At 40.2% G+C, this 25801-nt stretch carries 13 protein-coding genes; 4 read left to right on the forward strand and 9 right to left on the reverse strand.

Annotation, left to right across the window (positions count from 1 at the left end):
- Positions 1–242 precede the first annotated feature (242 nt).
- A complete protein-coding gene (locus RMY16_RS04385; RefSeq protein ID WP_322735331.1) occupies positions 243–4241 on the reverse strand; it encodes a PAS domain S-box protein in 3999 nt (1332 codons plus the stop codon).
- 185 nt (positions 4242–4426) lie between these two features.
- Positions 4427–6802 (reverse strand): glycoside hydrolase family 31 protein, encoded by a 2376-nt coding sequence (locus RMY16_RS04390; RefSeq protein WP_322735332.1) that lies wholly within the window; start codon positions 6800–6802, stop codon positions 4427–4429.
- A gap of 493 nt (positions 6803–7295) precedes the next feature.
- On the opposite strand from RMY16_RS04390, the gene rsgA reads away from it, so the two are divergent.
- Positions 7296–8357: a ribosome small subunit-dependent GTPase A gene (gene rsgA / locus RMY16_RS04395; protein ID WP_322735333.1), complete on the forward strand. Its 1062-nt coding sequence runs from the start codon at positions 7296–7298 to the stop codon at positions 8355–8357.
- Positions 8358–8917: 560 nt separating this feature from the next.
- On the opposite strand, the gene RMY16_RS04400 is transcribed toward rsgA, so the two are convergent.
- Together RMY16_RS04400 and RMY16_RS04405 are read right to left on the reverse strand one after the other, a co-directional pair.
- Positions 8918–9214 carry a hypothetical protein gene (locus RMY16_RS04400; protein ID WP_322662302.1) on the reverse strand — a complete coding sequence of 99 codons (297 nt, stop codon included), beginning with the start codon at positions 9212–9214 and terminating at the stop codon, positions 8918–8920.
- Positions 9215–9441: 227 nt separating this feature from the next.
- A complete protein-coding gene (locus RMY16_RS04405; RefSeq protein ID WP_322735334.1) occupies positions 9442–11538 on the reverse strand; it encodes a TonB-dependent receptor in 2097 nt (698 codons plus the stop codon).
- A 429-nt stretch (positions 11539–11967) separates the two neighbouring features.
- Between RMY16_RS04405 and RMY16_RS04410 the strand changes: the two genes are divergently transcribed.
- Together RMY16_RS04410 and RMY16_RS04415 are read left to right on the forward strand one after the other, a co-directional pair.
- Positions 11968–12366: a hypothetical protein gene (locus RMY16_RS04410; RefSeq protein ID WP_194043766.1), complete on the forward strand. Its 399-nt coding sequence runs from the start codon at positions 11968–11970 to the stop codon at positions 12364–12366.
- Positions 12359–14008 carry a caspase, EACC1-associated type gene (locus RMY16_RS04415; protein ID WP_322735335.1) on the forward strand — a complete coding sequence of 550 codons (1650 nt, stop codon included), beginning with the start codon at positions 12359–12361 and terminating at the stop codon, positions 14006–14008. The genes RMY16_RS04410 and RMY16_RS04415 overlap by 8 nt, the downstream gene beginning before the upstream one ends.
- Positions 14009–14135: 127 nt before the next feature.
- Here the strand turns inward: RMY16_RS04415 and RMY16_RS04420 are convergent, their stop codons facing one another.
- From RMY16_RS04420 to RMY16_RS04435, 4 genes are all read right to left on the reverse strand, one after another.
- Positions 14136–15941 carry a dynamin family protein gene (locus tag RMY16_RS04420; RefSeq protein ID WP_322735336.1) on the reverse strand — a complete coding sequence of 602 codons (1806 nt, stop codon included), beginning with the start codon at positions 15939–15941 and terminating at the stop codon, positions 14136–14138.
- 8 nt (positions 15942–15949) lie between these two features.
- On the reverse strand, positions 15950–16918 hold the full coding sequence (locus tag RMY16_RS04425; protein WP_322735337.1) for a M48 family metallopeptidase: 969 nt from the start codon (positions 16916–16918) through the stop codon (positions 15950–15952).
- A gap of 80 nt (positions 16919–16998) precedes the next feature.
- A complete protein-coding gene (locus tag RMY16_RS04430; RefSeq protein ID WP_322735338.1) occupies positions 16999–19041 on the reverse strand; it encodes a dynamin family protein in 2043 nt (680 codons plus the stop codon).
- 431 nt (positions 19042–19472) lie between these two features.
- Positions 19473–21545 (reverse strand): dynamin family protein, encoded by a 2073-nt coding sequence (locus RMY16_RS04435; RefSeq protein WP_322735339.1) that lies wholly within the window; start codon positions 21543–21545, stop codon positions 19473–19475.
- 460 nt (positions 21546–22005) lie between these two features.
- On the opposite strand from RMY16_RS04435, the gene glgX reads away from it, so the two are divergent.
- Positions 22006–24132, forward strand: coding sequence for a glycogen debranching protein GlgX (gene glgX, locus RMY16_RS04440; RefSeq protein WP_322735340.1), 2127 nt, complete (start codon positions 22006–22008; stop codon positions 24130–24132).
- Positions 24133–24166: 34 nt separating this feature from the next.
- On the opposite strand, the gene RMY16_RS04445 is transcribed toward glgX, so the two are convergent.
- A complete protein-coding gene (locus RMY16_RS04445) occupies positions 24167–25702 on the reverse strand; it encodes an iron uptake porin (RefSeq protein WP_322735341.1) in 1536 nt (511 codons plus the stop codon).
- Between the last annotated feature and the right edge of the window lie 99 nt (positions 25703–25801).

The raw sequence follows: 25801 nt of genomic DNA on the forward strand, positions 1-25801 counted from the left end.
CACCTTCTGTAGGAGACACTATGTTAACGTGAGTTCGATGAACCTCTCCCTCCCAGCCTCCCTCTCCGAAACGGAAAGGGAGGAGCAACGAAAAATTCAGCTTTTTGCTCCCCTCTCCGACACGGAGAGGGGTTGGGGGAGAGGTCAAATAAGACTTGTCGAACTCACGTTATGTTAATGCGTAGCGTCTCCTACAGAAAGAAGCAAAGGGAAGAAAAAGATATATAATTTTCACAAATGATTTAGGAGAGGGGTGGCGGCAGAGGGGCAAAAGAGCCGAGGTGGGCATTCTTCAGAAGTGGTAGTTTGACGGTAAACGTCGCTCCTTGTTCTTTGCCTGGGCTATCTGCATGGACAGTACCGCCATGTAATTCTACTAAATGACGGACGATCGCTAATCCTAGTCCTAATCCACCATAGATTCTAGTGCTAGAACTATCAGCTTGACGAAAGCGATCAAAAACGTAAGGAAGAAAATTAGGACTGATACCAATGCCTGTATCAATCACTTGAATTTGGGTATATTTATCCGTTGTCTGTTGTTTTTCTTGTCCACTAACTACTGACAATTGCACCTCTACCCTCCCGCCAACGGGTGTGAATTTGATGGCATTGGATAGCAGATTCCAAATGATTTGTTGCAAGCGCTCGCAATCCCCGGAAACTAAAAATTGAGAATTGTCGCCCAGCTTGCTGTCTTCTGAGTGTTGATTAGTTTGGGATTGTGTTTTTGGAAATTCGAGATTTTCGTGATGAACTCCTAATTCCCAATCTGAATTTGGCGTTTCTTTTGAGGGAATCAGGGAAAATCTCAAATCGATTTCCTTGGATTGGGCGGCTAAACTAACAGTCTTGATGGCTGACTCAATGATGGGAACCAAATTACAAGTACGGACATTCAGGCGTAACTTGCCTCTAATCATCCGCGATATATCCAGCAAGTCTTCAATTAGCTGGGTTTGCGCTTTGGCATTGCGCTCAATTGTCTCCGTCGCCCTAGCCATTTGGGTATCACTGAGCTTGCTTCGTTGCAGTAATTGCGCCCAGCCAAGGATGGCATTGAGGGGCGATCGCAATTCGTGGGATAATATCCCTAAAAACTCGTCCTTCATCCGGTTAGCTTCTTGCAACTGCTCAGTTTGTTGCTGTAAAGAAGCAATTAAACTAGCCCGTTCCATTGCGATCACTATTTGGTCGCACACTGCTTGCATCATCCCTTTTTGATTGTCGGTGAAGCTTAACCGAGTGCGGCTGCCAAAAGAAAGAGTACCCAATAGCCGTCCTTGGGCGATTAATGGGTATGAATAATAAGCTGTAATTCCTAAAGAACGAATCAATGCTGTTTTCGGGTCAATTGATTGCTGCACATTCTCTAGAGCAATTGCACAACGCTCCTGGGCGACAGTCCCACAAACCGCTTCACCAAATTCCAAGGACTCGATTTGCTTTGCCAGTTCTGGGGAAAAGCCGCTGTAAGACTCTAGCCGCATTAACTGCGAGTTATCCTCAACCAAATAGTTAAAGTAAATATCTAAACCAATTTGGTCTCTTAGTTTTTGGTAGACGCTATCGATTAGTGCTACTGGTTGCTGACTCGATAATAAATCGTTGGCTGTGTCAAATAGTAGCTTTAGCCTTTTGTAACTTAATGAGAGGGCTTTTTGTGCAGCCTTGAGGTTGCTGATTTCTTGGAACACTAATATACAGGTAGCCGGATGACCGTGCATTGCTGGCAAGGTATCAGCAAATACTAGTAGAGAGCGTACACCAGCGGGAGTATGCCAGTCCACCTCCAATCCATTCAGGCGTTCGCCACGGGCAACCCGTACTCCTGGCATCAGTTCATTGGGGATGCGATCGCCAGCGGCATCTGTATAGTAGTAAACTGTGTGATAATCTTCAGCGGCTATACCTTTGGGAAATTCGCCCCCAGCTAATTCGTCAGCAGAGCGATTGGCAAAAGTTACCCGCGCCGTTCCTGGTTCGATAAACAGCAATGGTCTTGGCATCAGATTTAACACATCCTCTAGCCATTTTTGCTGATTTAAAAGTACTTCCTCTGCCTGTTTGCGCTCCGTAATATCTAAAAATGCGCCAACGCTGCCTCTGGTTTTACCCTCTTCGTCAAACAAGGGTGCAACGTACTCCAACAAGTTGACGATTTTGCCATTTTCATGGACGACATCAAGTTCACAATCTAGAACTTCGACACCATGAGCAGCAGAGTACTGCATTGGGAGTTCTTCTGTTGACAGTTCTCTTCCCTGGCGATAGATTTTAAAGCTTGTTGGTCTTTCGTCCAAGTCAGCACTGAGGGAGGCATTTGTATCTGACGATATCCCCAACTGTTTGGCAAAAGCAGGGTTGACCTTGATATTTTTGCATTTTGGATCTTCGGCAATGCCTATTCCAATGGGAATTACCTCCAACAAAGTTTGTAATTCAGTAATGCGGCGCTGTAGATTCCTGTTTAGTTGTAATATTTGTTCCTCGGTCTGCTTTTGCTTGCTGATGTCACGAGTCACGGTTGCTAAGGCAATTGGCTGACCTGTTTTGTTATCTATAACAGTGAAGATGTTGTAATCAACTGGTATCGGTTGACCTGTTTGGAGATGCCGGAAGCAGAATTCACCCTGCCAGCGCCCTTCTAATAGCACAGTCGGCAGTATATATTCTTGAAAATAGGCTTTGTCTTTGGGCATGAAGTAATCTAATACTGCTTTTTGCCTCACTTCATTCAGGTTGGCAAACCCTACCAACTTTTGACCTGCATCATTTATGTAGAGTAATTGACCCTCAAGGGTGGCAATTCCGATAAAGTCAGAGCTATTTTCTACCAGCAATGCTAATTTTTGTTGTTCTGCTTCTGCTTGTTTGCGTTCGCTCAAATCGAGGATAAAGGCTACTGACTCTTCGCGGTTTTCTCCTAGCAGCACGTAACCAACTAAAACCGGGATACGGCTACCATCCTTGCGAATAAATTCTTTCTCGTAGGGCGTACAAGCAGCGTTGGTGTTTTCTTGTGCTTCAGCGATACCTTGTTCGTCTAGATATAAATACTCTGGTGGTGTGATATTGCGCCAACTTAACTTACCAGCTAACAAATCCTCCCGCGCGTAACCAATCATCCTCAGTAATTCGTCGTTTGCCTGCTGGATACTGCCATACACATCGCTAAAGAGAATACCGATGACATTAGCATCTACAAAACTCCCTAGTTTCGCTTCGTAGGTTCTCAGTGCTTCTTGAGCAAGGTCGCGTTGATAGCTGAGGCGTTCAATAACCCTGGCACTTTGCCAAATCAAAATAGTAAAAATTACAATCACAACGATCGCAAACACCGATACTGCAAATGCCGGATCGTATTGTCCTGCTCGTTGACCTTCGACAATTACCCACCCTAATATAAAAGGTACTGCGATCGCGGCAACTAGTAAACGACGTGCAAGTAAGCCGCCGTAACTATCACTTGTAACTACCCTCATTAAGCCATGTTCTGCCCGCACCCACAGAATACCTAAACTTAGTAAAAGGAACAACACCGCTGTGTGTAACGCCATTGATGTTGTATAAGGGGCAAGTCCGTAGAGAACTTTCACTTTGTAGGCATAACCCATTAGCGCCTGAAAGGAAATTAAAGTAGCAATCAGAGCAATAATTTGGGCATACCAATAACTGCGGTGGCTTTTTAGATGAATTTGAATCTGTAGGGCAACACTGACCAGGATAAAGTTCAGTGCTGTGTTCGCTCCCATTCGCCCTGGATGCGATGTCGCTATACTAGTTTGCGAATCACGGAACACCAGCTCATCAATGCCGAGATTCCAGCCAAACAGATATTGACAGAGGGTAAGCGCTGCAATTGTGGTGACAGCTATTGCACAGACCTGGGACATTAGAAGAGTAAGTACGGGCAAAGAGGCTGTGGAACTATGCGGGTAATTTTGAATTGTTCTTTCTCCCCTGCTCCCCTGCTCCCCTGCCCCCCCGCTCCCCTGCCCCCCTGCTGTTAAAAATAGCCACAGTGACAAACCACACAACACAAAACAAAGCGCTGTGTTGACTTTCATTGTGGCAGGACTACCAGGGAAGCCGCGCTTAAGAACTTCAATGCCAAGACACCAGCCAACTAATACCAAGCTACCAACAAAAACAGCGATCGCACTTGCGACTCTTGCCACAAGTGCATTTGTAGAGATGTCTAATCTATCTTGCAGTCGCAAGCGGTTAATATTTAACATTGAGTGTTCTCTAACCGCATCTATCTAGCGTTGTAAATTTACGTATTTCTTACGAGCTAATCATTGATGTTCTCTGTATTTTAGGTTACACTTTGGTTCATTTTTCATCTACCTCTATGCATATTTTTTTTGCATAATTTGAAGTAGGAAGTAATGGTGGCTCAAAAACCACCTTTGCGAGTATTTCAGAATTGCAGAGTATGTGGCTTACCATCATCTTGAAACCGTTGCTCTCCAACACCTACAAGTTCTACAATCACTTCTCGCAGTGGAGGTGTCCACTTTCCAAGTCTTGCTGCAATTTCCACTACTGTTTGGCTTGCCTGGGTAAATACACGGATGTTAGTTATTGAGTAGTTATTATCTTGATACTTGCTTGTCTGTCCATCATCTTCAAATAACTGATATTCATTGTTACCAGCCCATATTCGTAACCGTAGCTCGTCGAGTGGCGATTCATCAACGTATTGCCTGACAGGTTGCATAGGAACGATCGCACCGCTACGGACATACAGTGGCATTCTTTCTAATGGTGCATGAGCAAGAATGTGAATTGGGCCTTCATAGCGATCGCCACTCCACCAATCATACCAAGTGCCAGCGGGTAAGTAGACAGCTCGATGCTCAACTCCAGGGCGGTAAATTGGTGCAGCCATCAGCGATGCACCTAGCAACACTTGATCGTAAAGGCTATAGGTTTTCGGATCGTTGGGGAAGTGATATAATAATGGTCTTAAAATCGGTGCGCCTGTTGTTGCCGCTTCCCAGAAAAGACTATAAATATAGGGAAGTAACTGGTAACGTAGATTAATGTATTCTCGACAGATATTTTCAACGCGATCGCCAAATACCCAAGGTTCATGACGAGCGGTAGACATTGCCGAGTGACCGCGCATCAATGGATAAAGCATTCCTACTTGCATCCAGCGAGCAAATAGTTCAGCTGTGGCGTTACCAGCAAACCCGCCAATATCGCAACCCACAAACCCTACACCCGAAAGTCCCATATTACAAAGCATCGGCAGAGACATTTCTAAATGCTCCCACAACGATTGGTTATCTCCCATCCACACAGAAGACCAGCGTTGCACACCAGCATAACCCGATCGCGTTAACACAAAAGATCGCTGTGAACTTCGATGCCGTTTCAACCCTTCATAACAAGCTTTAGCCATCATCAACCCATACAAATTATGCACTTCTATATGAGTGGACGCAGGTAAATTCTCCTCTGCCCCTCTGCTCCCCTGCCCCTCTGCTCCCCTTCCCCCCTGCGGTGCATCTAGAGGAAACCAAATCTTTTCACCATCATCGCCGAAAGGGCGATCGTTTATGGCAGGTTCATTCATATCATTCCAAATTCCTGCCACACCAATATCAGTTAGGCTTTTGTGTAAATCAGCCCACCAGTTACTCACATCTGGACGTAAAAAATCAGGAAAAACAGCTTTCTCAGGCCAAACATAGCCGTGGAACAACGTACCATCAGCTTTACGTACAAAATAGTCGTTTTCTATCCCTTGGTCAAAAACATGATAATTACCTTCTGGTTCATACTTCACACCAGGATCAATAATTGTGACTGTTTTGAAACCATCCTTTGCTAAATCACTAATGAGTTTTGCCGCATTGGGGAAACGTTGAGGACTCCAAGTAAACACTCGATAGCCCCGCATATAATCAATATCCAAGTGAATAACATCGCAGGGAATGCGGCGTTGACGAAATTCCTTTGCCAGTTCCCGCACAACATTTTCTGATTCGTAACTCCAACGGCATTGATGATAACCTAGCGCCCATTTCGGCGGTAATGGCATTCTCCCAGTTAGCTGAGTGTAAGTCTCCAGGATTTGGGCTGGTTCAGGGCCGTAGATGATGTAATAATCCAATTCACCGCCACGAGTTTCCATCTTCCAAATACCTGGTTGTTCAGCACCGATATCAAACTGACTCCAAAAAGTGGTATTGAAAAAGATGCCATAGCTTACCTGCGGACGCAAAGCCATAAAAAATGGAATTGCCTGGTACATTTCATCAGTCAGTGAATCATAATCTAGAGCATCCGTTGTCCAGTTACTTTTTACTTCGCTGAGTTTATCCAGAAAGCCTGTACGTTCACCAAAGCCATAGAAATGTTCATCGGCTGCAATTTCTTTCCACCCTGCAACTGCGCCCATCCGCCAACCCATCCCCATCTCCGCATCTTGGGCGAAGGGACGATTAGCTTTGTCAAAACAGGCGATGCGACACTTTTCCCGCTGAACGCACACACGAATCTGTTCTGTTTCAATTTCTACCGTTGCTTCAGTTTCCCGTACTGCAAAAGGTGTTATTGCCCATTCTGTATCATCCAACGTCACTGCCCAAGAGCGACGAGGCATAAATTCCCCAGTTGGTGCGAAACGTACGCGGATTAAATTTGGAGTAAGTACGCTGATAGTCAGGCGTGAGTCGCCACAGTCAAAATTAACAATATTATTTTCCCAGCTTACAGCTTTTACATTGCTAACAGTTGTCCAAGCTTGGTTTGTGGTGGGTAATTTTCCGAAATATTGCGGCATATCAGTTATTTAGCAGGTAAACACTTATCCGCATTCATGATTACAGAGATACTCACCCTCAAACTCTTTCTTTCGCTAGAACTTGCTGAAAGATGAGCAGATATTTTTTACCAAAATTGTTTTTATAATGTACAAATTTGTGCATTGGTCTTTCAATCCGCGATAAATCAAGACGCGATCAATCGCGTCTCTACATTATGGTTAAAATTGGATAATTTAAACGAATTTTCTGGAATAGGCTAATGTAATAATGTAGATTATTTAGTGTAGTACATAAGGAGGACGAACTATGACACAGTTGCTAGCAGTCCGGGTTACTTTGACCATCCCAACTCAAAGAACGCAAGGCGCAGAGATTCTGTTCAGTCCTCTTTTCTACAGGAATGAAAACTAGAATTCACAGACATTCTGGTGCGGGGAGTTCTCCTGCATAGAAGTGTCTTCCTCTGTGGAACCTTGTGCAAAACAAGTAGCACACATCGAGGAAACATCAATGAATTTGGATTATTTAGGCTGGAGTGACTTTTTTGCTCGCAGCTTTGAACCCTATCGCTTACAAGGATTTAGCGTTGCTAGGGTTGCTATTGAATACAGAAATACTTACACCCTCTATAGCGAACAAGGGGAACTTTCAGCAGAAGTTTCAGGTAAATTGCGGCATCGTGCTTCTCAACCACAAGATTTTCCCGCCGTTGGAGATTGGGTTGCGATTAGTGTCAGAGAATCTGAAGGACGAGCCACTATCAACGAGATTTTACCCAGGAAAAGCAAATTTTCTCGCAAGACAGTAGGTAGTAAAACAGAAGAACAAATTGTTGCAGCGAATATTGATACAGTCTTCTTAGTCTCAGGGCTGGATGGCGATTTTAATCCAAGAAGAGTTGAGCGTTATCTAATTCTGGTTTGGGAAAGTGGTGCAAATCCGGTAATTGTGTTAAACAAAGCAGATTTGTGCAATTCTCTAGAAGAGTATTTAACCCAAGTAGAAACAGTTGCTTTGGGTGTACCAATTGTAGTTTTAAGTGCCACCAATCATCAAGGATTGGATGCCTTAAAACCTTACTTGCAACCAGGACAAACAGTTGCTTTGTTAGGGTCTTCTGGTGTTGGTAAATCCACCATCACTAACCAACTGCAAGGTGCATCTGTCCAAGTTGTGCAACCAGTACGGCAAGGTGATGACCGAGGTAGACACACAACAACTAATCGTGAGTTGATTTTGCTCTCTACTGGCGGATTAATTATTGATACTCCAGGAATGCGGGAAATCCAAATTTGGGCAGGTGATGAAGGTTTGCAAGAAACTTTTGCAGACATCGAAACCTTGGCGCAAGAATGCCATTTCCGCAATTGTCAGCACAATAACGAACCGGGTTGTGTCGTGCAGCAGGCTTTGGCTGAGAGAGAACTTGATTATTCTAGATTTCTTAGCTACCAAAAGTTACAAAAAGAACTCGACTACCTGACCCGCAAACAAGACCAGAGGGCGCAATTAGCTGAGAAAGAAAGATGGAAGAAGATTCATAAATCTATGCGAAATCATCACAAGCGTTAGTTGCACAGGTGTCAGTACTGAATGGCACTAAGAAAAGGTAAATTTATCGAGGCAGCAAGGGGGCAGGGGAGCAAACAAGAGGATGAGGAACTCTTGAGTAAAGTGCTTTGTTACAAACTCTTTCCCCTCTGCAACTCTTACACTGCCTACTATACGGTTTAACTTAGTGCCATTCGTGCCAGTATATTTGACATGAATTTTGATACATAACCTCAGTTCGGGAAAAGTCAGGTTTATTCCCTCTAACTATCTCTTAAGCTATCGCTTCGTGGGTAAATATGTTCTGATTTTAACTGTTTTTGCCAGGATGCCCACCCTTCCTCCAATTTTTGCATTTGTTTGTTTGAATCCTTAATAGAAATATATAGCGATCGCTCGCACCTTGCAAGAAGCCGCTACGCATCTATGTAGAAGAGATGTTTCGAGATTTTAAAATCAGTGGTTACAAATTCTAAGATACAAATCTCTCTGGCAAACAATCACTTTATATCTCTAATTTTAATCATTTTTAACTAGAAACTGGTAAAGAATTTGTTAATAACAATGACAGCTATACATCCCTACTCCCAAGTGGAAACATCTCGTAGTAAATTAGGAATTTCTCCTTGAGATAAGGGAAACTCTAGCAAAGTTTCTCTAATACCCAAATAACCAGATTCTGCAAACGACAAAAGCATTCGCGAAAGCGCTAGCCAAACCTCTGGTTCGTATTCCCAATCACGATAACGTGAAGCTTGACCAGCAATTGAACGTAGTGCCCAAAAATAAGAGTTTCTCACCACCGAACCACCCTTCTTAAACTCTGGTAAATCTTCGCGGTGGATAAAAAGTATTTTATTTTCAATTCTGGCTCTCATAGCAATTTTAGATTTTAGATTTTAAATTAAAAATAAATTTTAATTATATTAGGCTGATTATGGCTTTAGTTTAACGCACTATGTTGTACGGCGGAGCGTCGTATTGACCAAAAAATACTGTAAAACCTCACTTTTCCATAAGGTTGGGAAAGTGAGGTTTTGCAAATCATGTGAAAAGACATAATAATGTAGAGACTTTGCAATGATAAAATCTCTACATTGAATACCTAAAAATTGGCGCTTAAACCCACACGAAAAGTAAATCCAGGGCTATATATGCGATTAACTCGCTCATATTGCTCACCGAGTAGATTTTCTAAGTAAACTGTCAGCCCAAAATTATTAGTTAGAGGTATACGACCACTCAAATCTAAATTTACAAAAGACGGTGCAAAATCTGTAGGCTTGTCAGTAGAGTTAACGAAGATGGATCTGCGAGCGCCACTATTGTAGGTAACATATAAGTTAGCTTGCCAACCTGAATTTTGATAACCTACACCAGTTTGCAGTACAGAGTAGGGAATCAAACCTAATTGTAAACCTTTCTCTGTCCCTGTTTTTATTTGGGAATCTGTATAAGTATAGTTGAGGAAAGTTGACCAGCCAGTGGCAATTTTTAATTGCAATGCAGCCTCTAAACCATTGGTATCTACTAGTCCAATGTTTGCCCATCTTCCGGCGATGACTCCCAAGCGATCGCCTATACTACTACCAAAGTAAGTAAACTGTCCAATCAGATTTTCCGAAAAATTAACATCTACTCCCGCAGTCCAAGTTGAGCCAATTTCTGGTCTTAAATCAGGATTAGGTGCCCAACCATGAACTGTATCATAAACATACAACTGATCTAACCCAGGATTGCGTTGTCCACCTGCCCAACTTCCACGTACTGCTACTATTGGTGTGACGGCATAACGTAAACCAACACTAGGGTTGAGATAATTTCCAAATTGACTGTCAAAGCTTTGTCTTAGCCCTAAATCTATCAGAAAATTATCGCTAATATTCCAAGTATTGACAGCGAATAAAGCTGTATTGAACAAACTCCGATCTTCCTTTTCGTTTTCGGCAATCCTAGTAGGATCTGTACTCAAAACATCACCGATTAAATCGGTGTTTTTCAAATCTAATCCCCAACGCAATTTATTATTGGCAGTAATTTTCCACTCATGATCGACTCTGGCTGTGAGTTGTTGTGTATCTAAAGACCCTCTACGATAAAATGATGCTCCTGTAGGGCCATAAGTGCTAAAATAATCTTGGTTATAACCAATTGAGGTTGTCAGGTTAGAGCTTTCGCCATTACCTAGCCGAGTTTTCCAAGATAAGCCAACATTTAAACCATCGTGGTCTAATCTATCTCTTTGCAGAGGAAACCCAAAATAAATTAAGCCGCGACGACTGCTGAGTGCAGTAACATCTAAATTCAGAGAATTTTTCTGATCTAAATCTACTCCAATACTACCAAAATAGGTACTTGTAGCTGTGTCTGCATTAAATAAAAATCCTTGTTCATCACGATTTGCTGCACCTACAGGGACGCGGTAACGGTTATCTGTAAAGAATCTTTCAAAGCTAAAGTTGTACTTGACCTTATCAGATGAACCACCATAAGTCACTTGTTGATTATTTAAATTTAATGAGCCGAATTCTGCACTAGCATCGAATTTAGGTTTGCCATAACCTTCTTTGGTAATGATATTGACAACTCCTCCAAAGGCTGAGGAACCAAATAAAGCGGAGGCTGTACCGCTATATAATTCCACTCGTTCAATTGCCTCTACAGGAATACTATTTAAATCAGTTCCACCATGATAAGTGTTGATATTGTTGTTAATCGGTCTACCATTAATCAAAAATACAGATTGATTAATTGAAGCTCCCCGGTAGTATGTACCTGTGTGAATATCTGCACCATGACCTACATCATTGATGGCAAAACCGGGCATTCTTTTCAAAATATCAGCTAAACTTGCAGCACCCTGCTTTTTAATTTCTTCCTTATCAATTACGTAAGTTGGAGTAGATTGAGGTAGGTTGTCTGGTTCTGCGATCGCTTCTATAGAAATATCTGCATCATCTGTAGAATCTGACTCTGTTTCTACCTGAGTTTCTTCTGGATTAACTTGAATCGGTACAGATTGTTGAGTTAATAATTCGGCATTAGTAGCAGGTAGTTTGATTTCACTCAAACTTGGAATATCTGAAATAACTTCGGTTGATTTATTAGTATTTCTCTGCTCAATTTCACTCTCAACAGCATAACTAGGAGATGCTATCAGTAAAGGTAAAGCAACTGTTAGCAACAAAAAATCCTTTTTCACGTTCTCTTTCACACTAAGTAAAAACAGTCACTACGTAGCATTGTTGCTGTAATAGTAAAATCGTGTCAAAAGACACGCTGTCATAGTTTTTCTAAGCAGCAACTAACCGTCTCTACAAGTATGAAAAGGCAAAATCAAGGGTAATTAAACTCTTTTTCTCTCCACCTTCTTTCTGAACTTTCAAGCTAAGGCTCCCTTAGATGGGACTTCTCGATGCCCTCTGCCGATCCGAACCGTATTTGAAAAAGGGGTTGACTGGGGAATATATAATCGTTCGGGCGTGTATGTAAAGTACGGTAATCTGTTAAGTATGGCAAGAGATTATTCAACTTACTAGCAGTGGAAGAATTTGTCACTGTTATCTCTACCATAGCAAGTGAAATAAATAAACTTAATTACAACAACGATGATAGTACTTAAGGAGCTATTATGACTGCACTATCGAATGTAATCTTTACTATTGCTCTTAACGATCCAGAGTTAGATCCAGAAGAAAAGCAGGAAATAGTACAGAATTTATTGAATCGACTCAGCAACCTGGAAGAAGTAGAGCGAGTTGTACGTACAGAAGACCTGAATCCAGAAGAGGGAAGCAAACCAGGGATTTCTTTTTTGGTAGGAATGCTGACAGCAGAAGTGAGTGTAAAGAATATTAAAGGATTTTTGGGTTTTTTAGGCGATCGCTTGGGTGACAAACCAATCAAGGTGACAGTAGAAGCCAATAATAAGAAGGTTGTGCTTGAAGCTAGTAGCCGCCAAGAGCTATTAGAGGCCGAGAGAATAGCAAAAGAACTGCTAGCAACCGTTCAGGGAGACTCCAATGGCTAAGAAGGTCGCACTGCTGATTGGAGTGAGCGAATACGAAGCTGGCTTACCGCTAGTTCCGACAGCTGATAAGGATGTCAAAGCAATGCAGCGAGTGTTAGAAAACCCGCTGTTAGGTAGTTTTGACAAAGTAGAAGCACTGGTAAATCCAGATTTAATGACAATGCAAATAGCCATTCAAAAGCTATTTGCAGATTGTAAAAAGGAGGATTTTACCTTTTTGTTTTTCTCTGGTCATGGAATTACAGATGACCATGATGGCAGGCTTTACCTGGCAACTCGTAGCACTCGGAAAGATGCCTTCCACTCAACAGCAGTGCCAGCTAATTTTGTGCAAGATATTATGAAAAAAAGTCCCTCTAGACAGCAAGTTGTGATTCTTGACTGTTGTTATAGTGGAGCTTTTGCTGTGGATTGGCAAGCAAAGCCTACTTGTGAAGGGTGTGCGCTACTTGCATCTTCTACTGCTGCAAGACAATCCTTTGAAGCCGAAGAAGCAGGCATTTATACTCATTACATAGTAGAGGGGATTGAAACTGGTGCAGCAGATCGAGATAAAAATGGCCGGATTACTATTGATGAATTGCATGAGTATGCCAAGGAGAAAGTGCAAGCAATCAGACCGACAATGAAGCCAGAAATCCAAACATTTAAAGAAGGCTACAAGATTGCGATCGCTAAAGCTCCAAATCCTAAAGAAAGCTTCAGGATTCCAATTGTTAAAACTCCAACTAATAAAACTCAAGTATGGAGATGTATCTACACACTCACTGACCATTCAGATACAGTCAATAGTGTTGCCATCAGTCCTGATGGTCAAATTCTTGCTAGTGGTAGCGCTGATAAAACCATCAAAATTTGGAATCTGAAGACTGGAACACTCTTAGAGACTTTTAAAAGACATTCACATGCAGTCAATAGTGTTGTCATCAGTCCCAATGGTCAAATCCTTGCTAGTGGTAGTGCTGATAAAACCATCAAAATTTGGAATCTCAACACAAGAAAACTAGTTCGCGACCTGGGAAATTTGTTCTCTACTGCACATTCAGACTCAGTATATTCTCTCGGAATTACCCCAGATAGTCAGACTCTGATCAGTGGCAGTCGGGATCATACGATCAAGGTATGGAATCTAACGACGGGAAAAGAGATTGGAAAGCTATCTGAAGACTCTTGGGCAGCTTCTTCCATAGCAATCACTCCGAATGGCCAGGCTATTGCCAGCGACAGTTTAGATCGTACTATTAAGTTGTTTAGTCTGGACACCAAGGAATTATTGCAAACTTTTGCTGGCAATTCTAACTTAATTTGGGCGATCGCTATCAGTTCAGATGGCAAAACTCTCGCTAGTGGAAGTCAAGAACACACTGTTAAACTGTGGAATTTAAATACTGGGAAACTGCTGCACACCCTCACCGACCATTCCAAACCGATTCATTCCATTACTTTCAGCCTGAATGGTCAAATCCTTGCTAGTGGTAGTTATGACAATACTATTAAGCTGTGGAATGTAGAGAATTGGGAACTTATTTGTACCTTGAGTGGACATAGCGATGGAGTAAACTCTGTCGCTTTTAGTTCAGATTGTATGACTTTTGCTAGCGCTAGTGATGACAAGACAGTGAAGATTTGGCAGTTGTGCTGACTAGTAGATATCGGACTCCTATTTCATTTTTGCACAGAAATCAGGACACTTTTATTGCTTCTTCTATGTTAAGAGTTACCTCTCTACAAGTGATTCAGGAATAAAATTAGATTGCTATATAAATACTTTAAAGGATATCTTCAGAGCAAAGTTTTTGCTTGAGGTTCTTGAGTCGGCTATGGATGTCATTTAAGAGCAATAATGTATCTTGCAACGTTTCATTAGCTGCACTTACTGTCAGTACTTCTTTAGCGCTAACTTCTTGCGCTTGTCGCATTGCTGAGACTGATATTTCAATATCTTGATGATAAGCACTTTCGATTTGCTGCTCAAGTTTAGTTGCAATACTATTATACAAAGAACGAATTTCTTGAATAATAGCTAGCTTAAAATCTGGCAAGGCGATTTGTAGTTTTTGTTGGTAACTAACTGCCTGTTTTGATGGACTTAACTCTTGCGTTTTCCTGATGATCAGGTCAGCGACAAAAGTAGACGGTTCGCACTCTGCCAATATTTCTAAAGCATCAAAGTTTATCCACGGATGCTCATGAGAAGTTACTTTCTCTCTCGAACTTTTACCATCTACTATACTGCTACTGACATCAGTTAAAAGTTGTAAATCCCTGACAATTGCTTTCTGAACTTTTTTAATAGTTTCAAAAAGAATGGGTTTATGAACACTCAGACAGTTATTAATCGCTTCCCTGAGTGAATTTGTCAGAAATAACTGGAAATGTCGTTTAATCTCCTCAACTTTAAAGTTAGCAATGGCAGCAATTGCTTCAGTTTCTAGGCGGTTCATAAACTCATTCATCCATTGACAAGCTTGATCGCACATTTGATTAATATCATCTTTCATCACCTTTATATGCTGTGCAATCTTAGCGGATAATTCCGAGGTTGGATCTTCACATTGGTCGATGGCTCGACTTAAACGCTCTCGGTCTGTTTGCATGGCATTACGCAGAAGCAACAAGCTATCACTAAATTCTTGTAACATCTGCTCTAGATGATCAGTGGCTCGGTCGAGTTGAATTAAATCACGCTGCAAATGAATACTTTCTTCTAAAGATTTGCGAAATTCATTGAAGGATTTTTCTAATTTTGGTGCAGAAGCAGGATTTGGCCTGGGAAGAGATTCAAGACGACAAAACTCGTCGAAAGCACTGATTCCAAAAAGTTGAGGATTAGGAAACAAGCGGCTAATCTTTTTTTGTGTACTCTTTAATAATCTTTCTACCTCTTGTTCTGTCTGAATATTATCCATCATATTCAGAGTAAAAAAGACTTTAGGAAAATCTTGAGGTAAGACAGACATTTGCAAAAATTTTTGTTCTGATTCCGCAAACGGAGAGAGGGCTGATACTACGAATACTACTGCATCAGCTTGTAAAAGATAAGTGTGAACTTGAGGATCAAAACGCTTAAAAACATCTCCAGTTCCAGGAGTATCTACAAGACGTACCCCTCGCAACCATTCAACGGGTGTCTCAATTTTTAAATGGCTAGCTGTCTGAGGAAGAGTTTCTAAAATTGAACTAAGTTGCTCTGATTTTAGTTCTTCTGCTTCTATCTGAATTTTCCCACCATCACTCAAACAAACATGAATTTTTGATTCTGAACCATACTGGATGTGATTAATTGTCACTGTTTCTGTTGTCACATCTGTGGTAACAACAGATTGCCCTAATAAAGCGTTAATTAATGTTGATTTACCTCGTTTGAAGTCACCTATAACAACGAGAACAAAGTCTGCTTCCAAACGAGTGAGAATTTGGGAAATTTGAATTTGTATCTGTTTGAGCAGCCTTTTACCTATAGTATTTTGAACTTTTTCTAGGCGCAAGCCTTCGGAAAAATCATTGATGATTCCTAGAAACTCTTGGTGCAAATAGCTGAAGTCATAGCTGATATATTTAGTTGGTGATTCCATAAAAAGCCTTAATATCCTTTAGGTAGTACACGAACAACCTGCTCACACAAATTATCAGTTTCTTCTTTGCTGCGTGCATCTTGTAAAGATGATTCCGAGCGCCAGGAATGGAAAATATCACACTCAGCAAACAGATGGAGTGCAGCAATTCGTTTGGAAATCAACGGGTGAGTATTGAAAAGCTCTATCAGATGGAGGGGAGTAGATTGAACTTTACTCAATTGTTTACGAAATTCCTCAATATTGATTTTTGCCAAGGAATCGCCACCACCAGTTATCAATTTTATCAGGGCACTTTCCGCCGGCTTGATATCACCAGAGCAAATCAATCCAGCGCGATCGCAAGTAATTTCTGCACATCGACTCCAGCGTTTAAAAAATATAGTCAGTCCGCCTTGAATAATTGGTTCCAGCATTCCGTGAGTTGGAACTACTTGTAAAACTCCTTGTGCTAATTGGTTTGTCATAATTTCACAAACAGTGTTATAAACACCATGCAAATTGTGAATATGACCGCATTCATGACCAATCACAAACTTGAGTTCTTCAGGTGTAAAAGATTCGACAATCTGACTTGAAAGAACAATAATTGGTGCAACGTCATCAGTGGCGATCGTGTATGCATCAGAAGTAGAATCTCGGCAAATAAAAATCTGGGGAACACCAATACCCAATCTATGAGCACAATCTTCACCAAGGGCGTGGATTTTAGGATACTGCTGTGGACCAACAGCAATACTTTCCATAAGATGTAGTTGCTGGACAACAGGAACCGCCCAACCAACTAACGTTTGCACCATTGCTCTAACTGGCCCCATAGCCATTAGTTGCTGGCGTAGTTTTTGATCTAGAGAAAAGGCATAGTCGGGAATTCCACCTACTAAGTGAGCAGATATTTGGCGATCGCGTATTTCCAAATAATGACCAAAATTGAGGTCAACAGCCGCAGTCGGATTGGGAACTGATGAATTTTCCATAATTCATATCTAAACTGTAAAATTCGTTGTATGGAGTGTGAGGTATGATCAAATCTCAAACCTCACAGCCTTGAAGATTTTTAAACACTCATGATTTCGACAAGTTCTTGAGAGCGTCTTTGGGCGCTACCAAGAATTCTCTCTGTTTCTGCCCGAATTTCATCAAGTTCCTTACGTTCTGCTTCTGTTTGAGTTTCATTCTGCTGCCGTTTTCGGTTCAGTTCATAAAGAGTATTCTGAGTATTATCCAGTAAAGCCTCGACCTCTTGGCTTAGTGTTTGCTTAAGATGCTCAAAACTTGTAGAAATGTGATCCTCAACTTTATGATTAATCGGATTTGATTTCAGTTGTTTTTCAATTTCTTTGATAATAGCTTCCTTGTAATTTTCCTTAAAGGTTTCCACTTGTTCACCACCAAACACCAATTTGGTGAGCCAACCTCCTGTGAAAACGGACACAACACTAATAGCAATAAGAGCAGGCCAGGTAATTGGGAATCCGATTAACCCCGCTAATACTCCAGCACCAATTGCTGTACCAACGCTACCAGCCGCACCAACTGCTGCACCTTTAACACCAGCTGTGCGAAAACCTGACCAGATACCACCAAATCCGGTGAATACAGCTAAAGCAGCAGCAATAGCTTCTCCACCTGCGTTTCTTTTACGATTAGAATTAGCTTCAACATCAAGAAACTGCATTTCGATGCGATTTAGGACTGTAACTACAGAATTAGCAAAATCTTTTAATCGGTCTACTTCTTCTGCTAACCCCTGTTGAATCTCTATCTGAATTTTATCAGCCAACTTTTGCCCTGCATTTTGCAAGCTAGTAGAAACTTTGCGACCCAGTTTTTCAGCCAAAGCTTTCTTGTTAGTCAATTCTTTAGAGGTTATTGTTGTTGAATCAATAACTTGCAGTGCTGTTTGCTTCAAATCATCTTCTAGCTTATTGAGTAAAGGCCTGACATTATATCTGACATTTTCAGCTGCTTTATCAATGAGTTGCATTTCGTCTTTTTTTCGGCTTCGCAAGTCTGCAATTTCTGCAATAGAGGTTTCGTAGGTTTTCTCAAAATCTTCTAACTTCATTTTGAGGGCACTTTCTTGAATGTTAATTGTTGATAAAATTTCTCCAGATGTAGCGATCGCTCGATTTAAAGGTACTTGCAACTCAATTGCTCCCCGTTCCCTAACCAGAAATTGCTCTAAAGCCTTTTCAAATTCAACAAAACGGCTTTTAGCAAGCAATTCATCATCTTTGCTATCCTTCGCTTCCAAAGCTTGGTAAGCAGAAAGACCAAAAACTTTTGGGTCTCCAATCTTTTTCAAGTAAACTTCATATTCTGCCGAGTTTTCACCCCACTGTTGTGCCGCTCGCTCTAACACATATTCTCTAATACGCTTTTTCACACTGGCAATTACTTTGTCAGCATCTCCAGGTCGATTGCAGCGGTCAATTCCAGTAACCACAAAAATCACACGACCCAAGTCATTTGTTAATAGTTTGTTCTCTAAAAAGTCCCGTTCGACTTCTGAAACAGGTGATTGAGCCATGATTACTAAAATAGCAGCATCAACTCTAGGTAATACTGAAAGTGTTACACCAGTCATGCTAGGGTCGTCATTCAATCCTGGTGTGTCAATAATATCTACATTGTTTTTACAATAAGTAGCTGGATAATATACAACAGCCTCTTTCACCGTTGCCGCCTTTGCTTCAGCTTCTGGTGTTAACTTCGTCACATAATTAGCAAGTTCGTCAATAGCTATCTTCTCTTTTTCGCCATCTATAAATTCCACTTCCACATAGGAATTTAAACTATAAGTAACGCGATTGAGAGTAGCAGAACATGGTTCAATATCTGATGGTAAAATTTCCTGACCTAGTAGAGCATTAATAAATGTACTCTTGCCGCGTTTAAACTCTCCAACAACTGCAACCCAGAAAGTCTTCTCCTCAATTCGTTGTAAAACATCATCAATTGATGAAATTGACTGGTGGAGATTAAGTTTTTCTGAAAATGATCGTAGTCTCTTCAAATCAATTACTAAGTTATTCGCTAGTTTGTTGTAATCTGTGAGTGATGCTAAAGGAGCATTATGATTATTTACAGCTTCCATTTTCAATCCTCTCTAGGTGATTTATTGAATAAATATTTAGGCTTTAAATCATCAAATCCCAGTCTTTGTCGCTAAGTCTGTTAATGCCCAAGAGACTCTAAATCTGGAGCAAAATAAACAAAATTTGCTGTGGCTTGGGCTTAATATCTCTTAGCCTGCTGGTCACTGTTTGGTTGGTACGATGCCTACAGCGGGCTTTAACTACCCGAAGTTTATTCGCTAGCTACCTTTGCAAGCAGTCTGATCAGTAATACATCTCGTGATGCACTGTTTTCGGATGAGGTTTTAGATTATTGTCAGTATTTCTTGATATAGTTAGCAGTTTTATCTTATTAGAAATGCCAAAGCCTATGTTATTGAAGGCTTGCTGCTGTTCAGCAAAAATGATAATTTTCTAGACTACTTTACAAAGCTGGTGCAGTTTGATAGTATCAATTGTTTATAGTTAAACGAGTACCACATTTAATACAAAACCTACAACTTGAGTCATTCGCATAACCGCAATTTATACAAGTTTTTTTCTCTAAATTATCGTGCTTATCCAGATTGATACTTTGGTAGAGTTGCTCAGATAAAACCAAAGCATTATTTAGAATAGTTAGCGTTTCGTTACGCATTGTATCGAGTATTTTTCGCTGATTTTCAGCCAAAGCTTGTTGTTTTCCCTGGACTTTAGCAAGTGTATTCTGAACGTTTTCAATCCATGAATTAATTTCTTGATCTACTTTAACTCTGAAGAGTTCTAAATTTTTGTATACTTGATAAATGTACTCGTCAACTGCTTGTTTAGTTTGGTGCGATCGCAATTGGTTTTCAATCTCTGCAATTACCTTAGATTTATAATTGCTTTTCAAGTTCTTGGCTTTTTGCAAATTGCCAAATCCTACACCTACAGCTTTTCCTAAAGAATCGAATAAAGAACCAGCTACATCACCAACGACACTAGATAAACCACTCGATTCAGATTTAAAAATAAATGTTTCTGAACTCCAAGTAAATAAAATCAGTAAATTACTATATTGCTCTCGATTGAATTGCTCAAAAGCTTGGTTAAGCGAGTTACTTATTTGCAGCGACGAGGTTTGAAAACCTAAATTATCATCAATTTGAGTTAAATGTATTTCAACACTATGCATCACTTCAGGCGCTATTTCTAGCAAACTCTGCATTTGCCATACTGCTTCTGATAACTCTTGCTTGATGACATTTTGAATTTGCTCTACTATTATTTGGCTAGCGCTTTGCACAGCATTTGAGATGTATTTAGCATATTGTTGCTGTAATTTTATGCCATCTGTAGAATTTACCTCTATTGATTCAATAACTTGCTCAACAGTCTGTTTCAATCGATTTTCTAACTGTTTTATTAATAAACTTACTTGGCTTTTAATTTTGTCATTGTTATGATTAACCAACAATATTTTTTGTGTTTTTATTTTGTTGTAATTTAAAATTATATTTTGAAGTTGATAATATTTATTACTACAAAGTTGTTGTTGTCGTTCTAATTCATTTTGCTGATTATTAATTATTTTGGTAATTTCTGTAGCTATAGTGCTTACGTGATTAACAACCACTTGTAAAATAATTTTTTCCCGATCTTCTAACAGAAGCTTCTGTAGCGCCAATTCAAATTTCCCAAAATGGCTCTGGTTTAAAAGTGCATCATTGTTATTAACTTTAGCTGACAATGCTTGGTAAGCAGAAAGACCAAAAACCTTTGGGTTACCAATCTTATTTAAATAAAATTTATATTCCTGAGAATTTGCACCAAACTGTTCTTTTGCCCAATTCTCTACAAAAAATGCGATCCGTTTCTCAATAGTTTTAACTACTTTATCTGCATCCTGTGAGCGTTTGAAGTGGTCAATTCCTGTTGCTACAAATATGATACAACCAAGGCTATTTGTTAATAACTTTTGAGTGATAAAATTTCCTTCAGATTCAGCAAAAGGTGCTAAAGCTGATGTTACCATAATAGCAGCATCAACTTTTTGAATAATTGAAAGGGTTACTGCCGTCATATTTTCATCGTCACTCAAGCCTGGTGTATCGATAATTTCTACATTATTGCGACAACAGTTTACTGGATAATAAATGACTGCTTCTTTCACAGTCATGGCAACAGCTTCACATTCTGGTGTTAGTTTTGTCACAAAACTAGGCAGTTTATTAATCGCTATCTTACGCTGTTCATCATCTTTAAATATTATTTTGACCAGTGGTTGCGATCCATAAATCACACGGTTGAGAGTAGCAGTTGTAGGCAAGACATCAGATGGTAGGATTTCCTGTCCTAGTAAAGCGTTGATAAATGTACTTTTGCCTCGCTTAAATTCTCCGACAACTGCAATAGACAATGAATTTGTTTCTAGCCGATTTATAGCATTGTCAATTAGTTGACAATTATTTTCTAAATGTAGTTTTTCAGAAAAATTTTTTAACTGATTTAAATTCCCCACCAGTGTAAGCGCAACTAGCTTATAATTGGCAGCAAATAACATAGTGATTTTAATAGTGCTATTGTGTATAGCATAATTCAAAACTACTCACAACTACAAAAAAAATCCTAATTTTTTAGCTGTATTTTATTCTACGTAAGTAGAAAAATTAAATTAAAGCGATTTCTAAGTCAGACGGTATATTTTGTTGCAGAGTTTCCCGCAAATATAAGTCCTTGGGTTTAAAATCTTTACTCCCTCTAGTCGCTTTACTCAAATAGATTGCGCGGCGTGTCGCAGACAGCGCAGTTTTTCTTCAGTCTGTTGCCCTCTACATTAATTTTTCCAACTTAAGGAATAGAGATTTTATTACTAATGATAGAGCAAATAATATTATCTAATAAGTTAAGTTTTAATGTGACCGATTATAAAGAATTATTAGTAACTCTTAGATTTTAACTAATTTTTCAAAAAAGTCGAAGTCAATAATATTTGCCAAAAAACTAATATTCAAGATTTACTTATGTATGTAGCTTTATGGCCGGGGAATGTATATCCTTTAGGTGCAACTTGGGATGGCAAAGGAACAAACTTTGCTTTATTTTCGGAAAATGCAACAGGGGTAGAGCTTTGTTTATTTGATAACGATGACGAAGAAATTCGTATACCTTTGACAGAAAAAAACAATTTTGTTTGGCATGGTTACTTACCAGGAGTTGGCCCAGGTCAAAAGTATGGGTTTAGAGTACACGGAATGTGGGCACCGGAGGTAGGTCATCGATTTAATCCCAACAAACTATTAATAGACCCCTACGCCAAGGCAATTGACGGTGAATTTCCTAACGATCCGGCTGTATTTGGCTACTCTCTAGACGCTGAGGAAAAAGACTTAGTTTTTTCTGAACTAGATGATGCCAAATTAATGCCCAAGTGTGTTGTGGTCGATCAATCTTTTGATTGGGAAGGCGATCAACTGCTTGGTACACCTTGGTATAGAACTGTTATTTATGAAACTCACGTCAAAGGTTTTACTAAACTACATCCAGCTATTCCAGAAGAGTTGCGCGGCACTTATGCCGGGTTAGCGCATCCGGCTGCAATTCAACACTTACTGCAATTAGGAATTACAGCAGTTGAGTTGCTGCCAGTACATCACTTTCTATCTCATCCGGGACATTTAGAAGGAAAAGGATTAAGCAATTACTGGGGCTACGATTCCATCAACTATTTTGCTCCCTATTCTAGTTACAGTGCTAGTGGGACTGCGGGACAACAAGTCACTGAATTCAAGCAAATGGTCAAGGCACTACATTTTGCCGGAATTGAAGTGATTTTAGATGTGGTCTACAACCACACTGGCGAAGGAAATCATTTCGGGCCAACGCTATCTTTGCGAGGCATTGATAATTCTGTATATTACCGTTTGGTAAAAGATGATCCTCGCTACTACATGGACTTTACAGGCTGCGGTAACTCTCTGAATGTGCGCCATGCTCAAGTTCTGAAGTTAATCATGGATAGCCTGCGCTATTGGGTGACAGAAATGCATGTAGATGGCTTCCGCTTTGATTTGGCCTCGGCGCTGGCGCGGGAATTATATGAGGTAGATAACCTATCAGCTTTCTTTGATATTATTCATCAAGACCCAATCTTGGCAGATGTGAAGCTTATTGCTGAACCTTGGGACTTAGGAGAAGGCGGTTATCAAGTCGGGAACTTTCCACTGCGTTGGTCTGAGTGGAATGGTAGATATCGGGATACAGTACGAGATTTTTGGCGTGGTGTAGACGATAGTTTAGGACAATTTGCTTACTGTTTTACCGGTAGCCCTGACTTGTATCAAACAAACGGGCGTAACCCCAATGCAAGTATTAACTTCATCACTGCTCATGATGGTTTTACGTTAAATGATTTAGTCAGCTACAACGAAAAGCATAACGAGGCAAACGGGGAAGACAGTAGAGATGGTGAAAGCCATAATAGATCCTGGAATTGTGGTGTAGAAGGTGAAACCGACGATCCAGAAGTGATGCGTTTGCGCGAACGACAACGACGAAACTTTTTAGCAACCCTAATGCTATCTCAAGGTGTCCCAATGCTATTAGAAGGGGATGAAATTGGCTGTAGTCAAAAGGGTAATAATAATGTTTATTGCCAAGACAATGAGATTTCTTGGCGGCATTGGGATTTGCATAAAGCGAACTCGGATTTACTAGACTTTACACGCGAACTAATTAATTTTCGCCATCAACATCCAGTGTTTCGGCGGCGTAAGTGGTTTCAAGGTCGCCCCATTCACGGTTTAGGTATTAATGATATTGCTTGGTTTAATTCTGATGGCAGTGAAATGACCGAGAAGCAGTGGCTAGTTAGTTATGCCAAAGTAATGGAGATTTTTTTGAATGGGCAGGGAATTGCTACTCCAGGGGATCGTGGTGAGCGGATTATTGATGAAAGTTTTCTATTATTTTTTAACGCTCACTACGAGTTAATTGACTTTGCTTTGCCCAATGAATTTAAAGAAAAGGTATGGGAGATAGTAATTGACACTAATGAACCTCGATTTTTAGAGCGGGGAAAATTAGTTTCAGGCTCTCAAACTGTACCAGTTACAGATCGCTCTCTGATGGTGTTACGCCTGATCAGTTAACAGTGCGAGGAGAAAAAGATACCCTTTTTTGTAGTTAAAAGGTAAATGTTGTACGAACTGTACCAACATAAATTTTGTCATTACTATTATCATTTTCGGGATTCGTGATGACAAATAAACCCGGAGTTATCGCTAGATTATCTGTGATTTGCAGGTGGTAAAAAGCTTCTAGATGTAAAGATGTATCCTCATCTTCAAAGGTATTACCGAAACTATTATCAATCACTTTAGGCGGTTGACCCACCACAAATCCGGCAAAGCTATCTTCTCTGCTAATATCTTTGATCGATAGTAATAACGCCCATGTGGAGATAAAAGCATTTGGGGTTGCTGCTAAATCTTCTGCTTTGGCATGAATAAAACCAACTCGGCCCCCAAGAGTGATACTTGGGTTAAGTTGCCAAGCGGCTTCTGCACCAAAGGAATTCGCAGTAATGGCATCTGCCTGATTATTAAAGGGATTGTTAGTTAATTCGCTGCCGGTTCCGGTATTCACATTATTGTAAGAGTAGATATAGGTAACGCTAAGTGCTGTTGTTTTGGTGGGTTCAAGTGTGATTTGAGCGATCGCACCATGAGGACTAGCAAAAATTCCCCTCTCTGGATTAGCTGCATCGTTGGTGACGTATGCCAATGACAGATTCAGAGAGTCATTTAAATTATGAGAAATACCGATACCTGCACCGCCACCTTGTCGTCGAATCGGATTTTCTCGTCCAAATGTAGAAATAGATCCGTCTCCACTACCGCTAAAAAGAGGATTGACAGTAGGAACAAAATCGCCTAATCCTCCTCCCAAAGCATAGAACGTTATGCGAGTTTGCTTACCTAGTGGAAATTTATAATTTATCTCATCTACTTCCATCTCATTGTCATCGTCGCCATCAAATCCCAAATTGACCATTTTAGTTCCAGTAAAATCTGACAATTCTGGTGTATTTCGACCTTGCAAACGTATTTGTAAGTTGTCTTTGCCGATAAAACTTGTTTCTAAGCTAAGACGGACGCGATCGCTCAACACTAAATTCTCATTGATTTGCTTGGTTCTACTATTGGCTTTTTTTCCACCAGCAACACCAGTCATAGCAAAAATAATCTCTCCCTCTAATTCAACTTGGGGCGAAAACTGTTGTGTTTGTAATGCATTCACTTTGTTTTCTAATAAATCGATGCGATTTCTAAAAGTTACTAATTCTGCCGAAAATTTTGCTTGTAATTTTTGAATTTTAGTTAACGTTTCTCGATTTAGTTTACCATTACTTGTTAGCTCATTTATGTTTACAATGCAAGCATTTAATTTAATAATAAACTGATATCTGTTCAGGCTTTTATTGTTATTGATATTACCATTATTAACGCAATTATATTGCTTAATTAAAGCTTGTAGTGTTTGAAATTCCCAACTATCAGCACTAATATCAGATAATTGAGAGACTGATGTAATATTATTTAATTGATTATTTTCTATTGTTGCTGCATTAATCGTTGCATTAGCTTTATTTAGGTTACTAAAAGCAAACAAAATGATTAAACTAATCAAGCGAATTTTCTGCCAAAAAATCAAACCCATCAATACTATCTCCTGAAAATACTACCGCAAAAATAGGGTGACAGATATAGCGATTCTCGTTTGTATACAATAGACTTTGACCTCTCTCCTTTTAGGAGC

This window comes from Nostoc sp. DedQUE12b (assembly GCF_034530835.1).
GTDB lineage: Bacteria > Cyanobacteriota > Cyanobacteriia > Cyanobacteriales > Nostocaceae > Nostoc.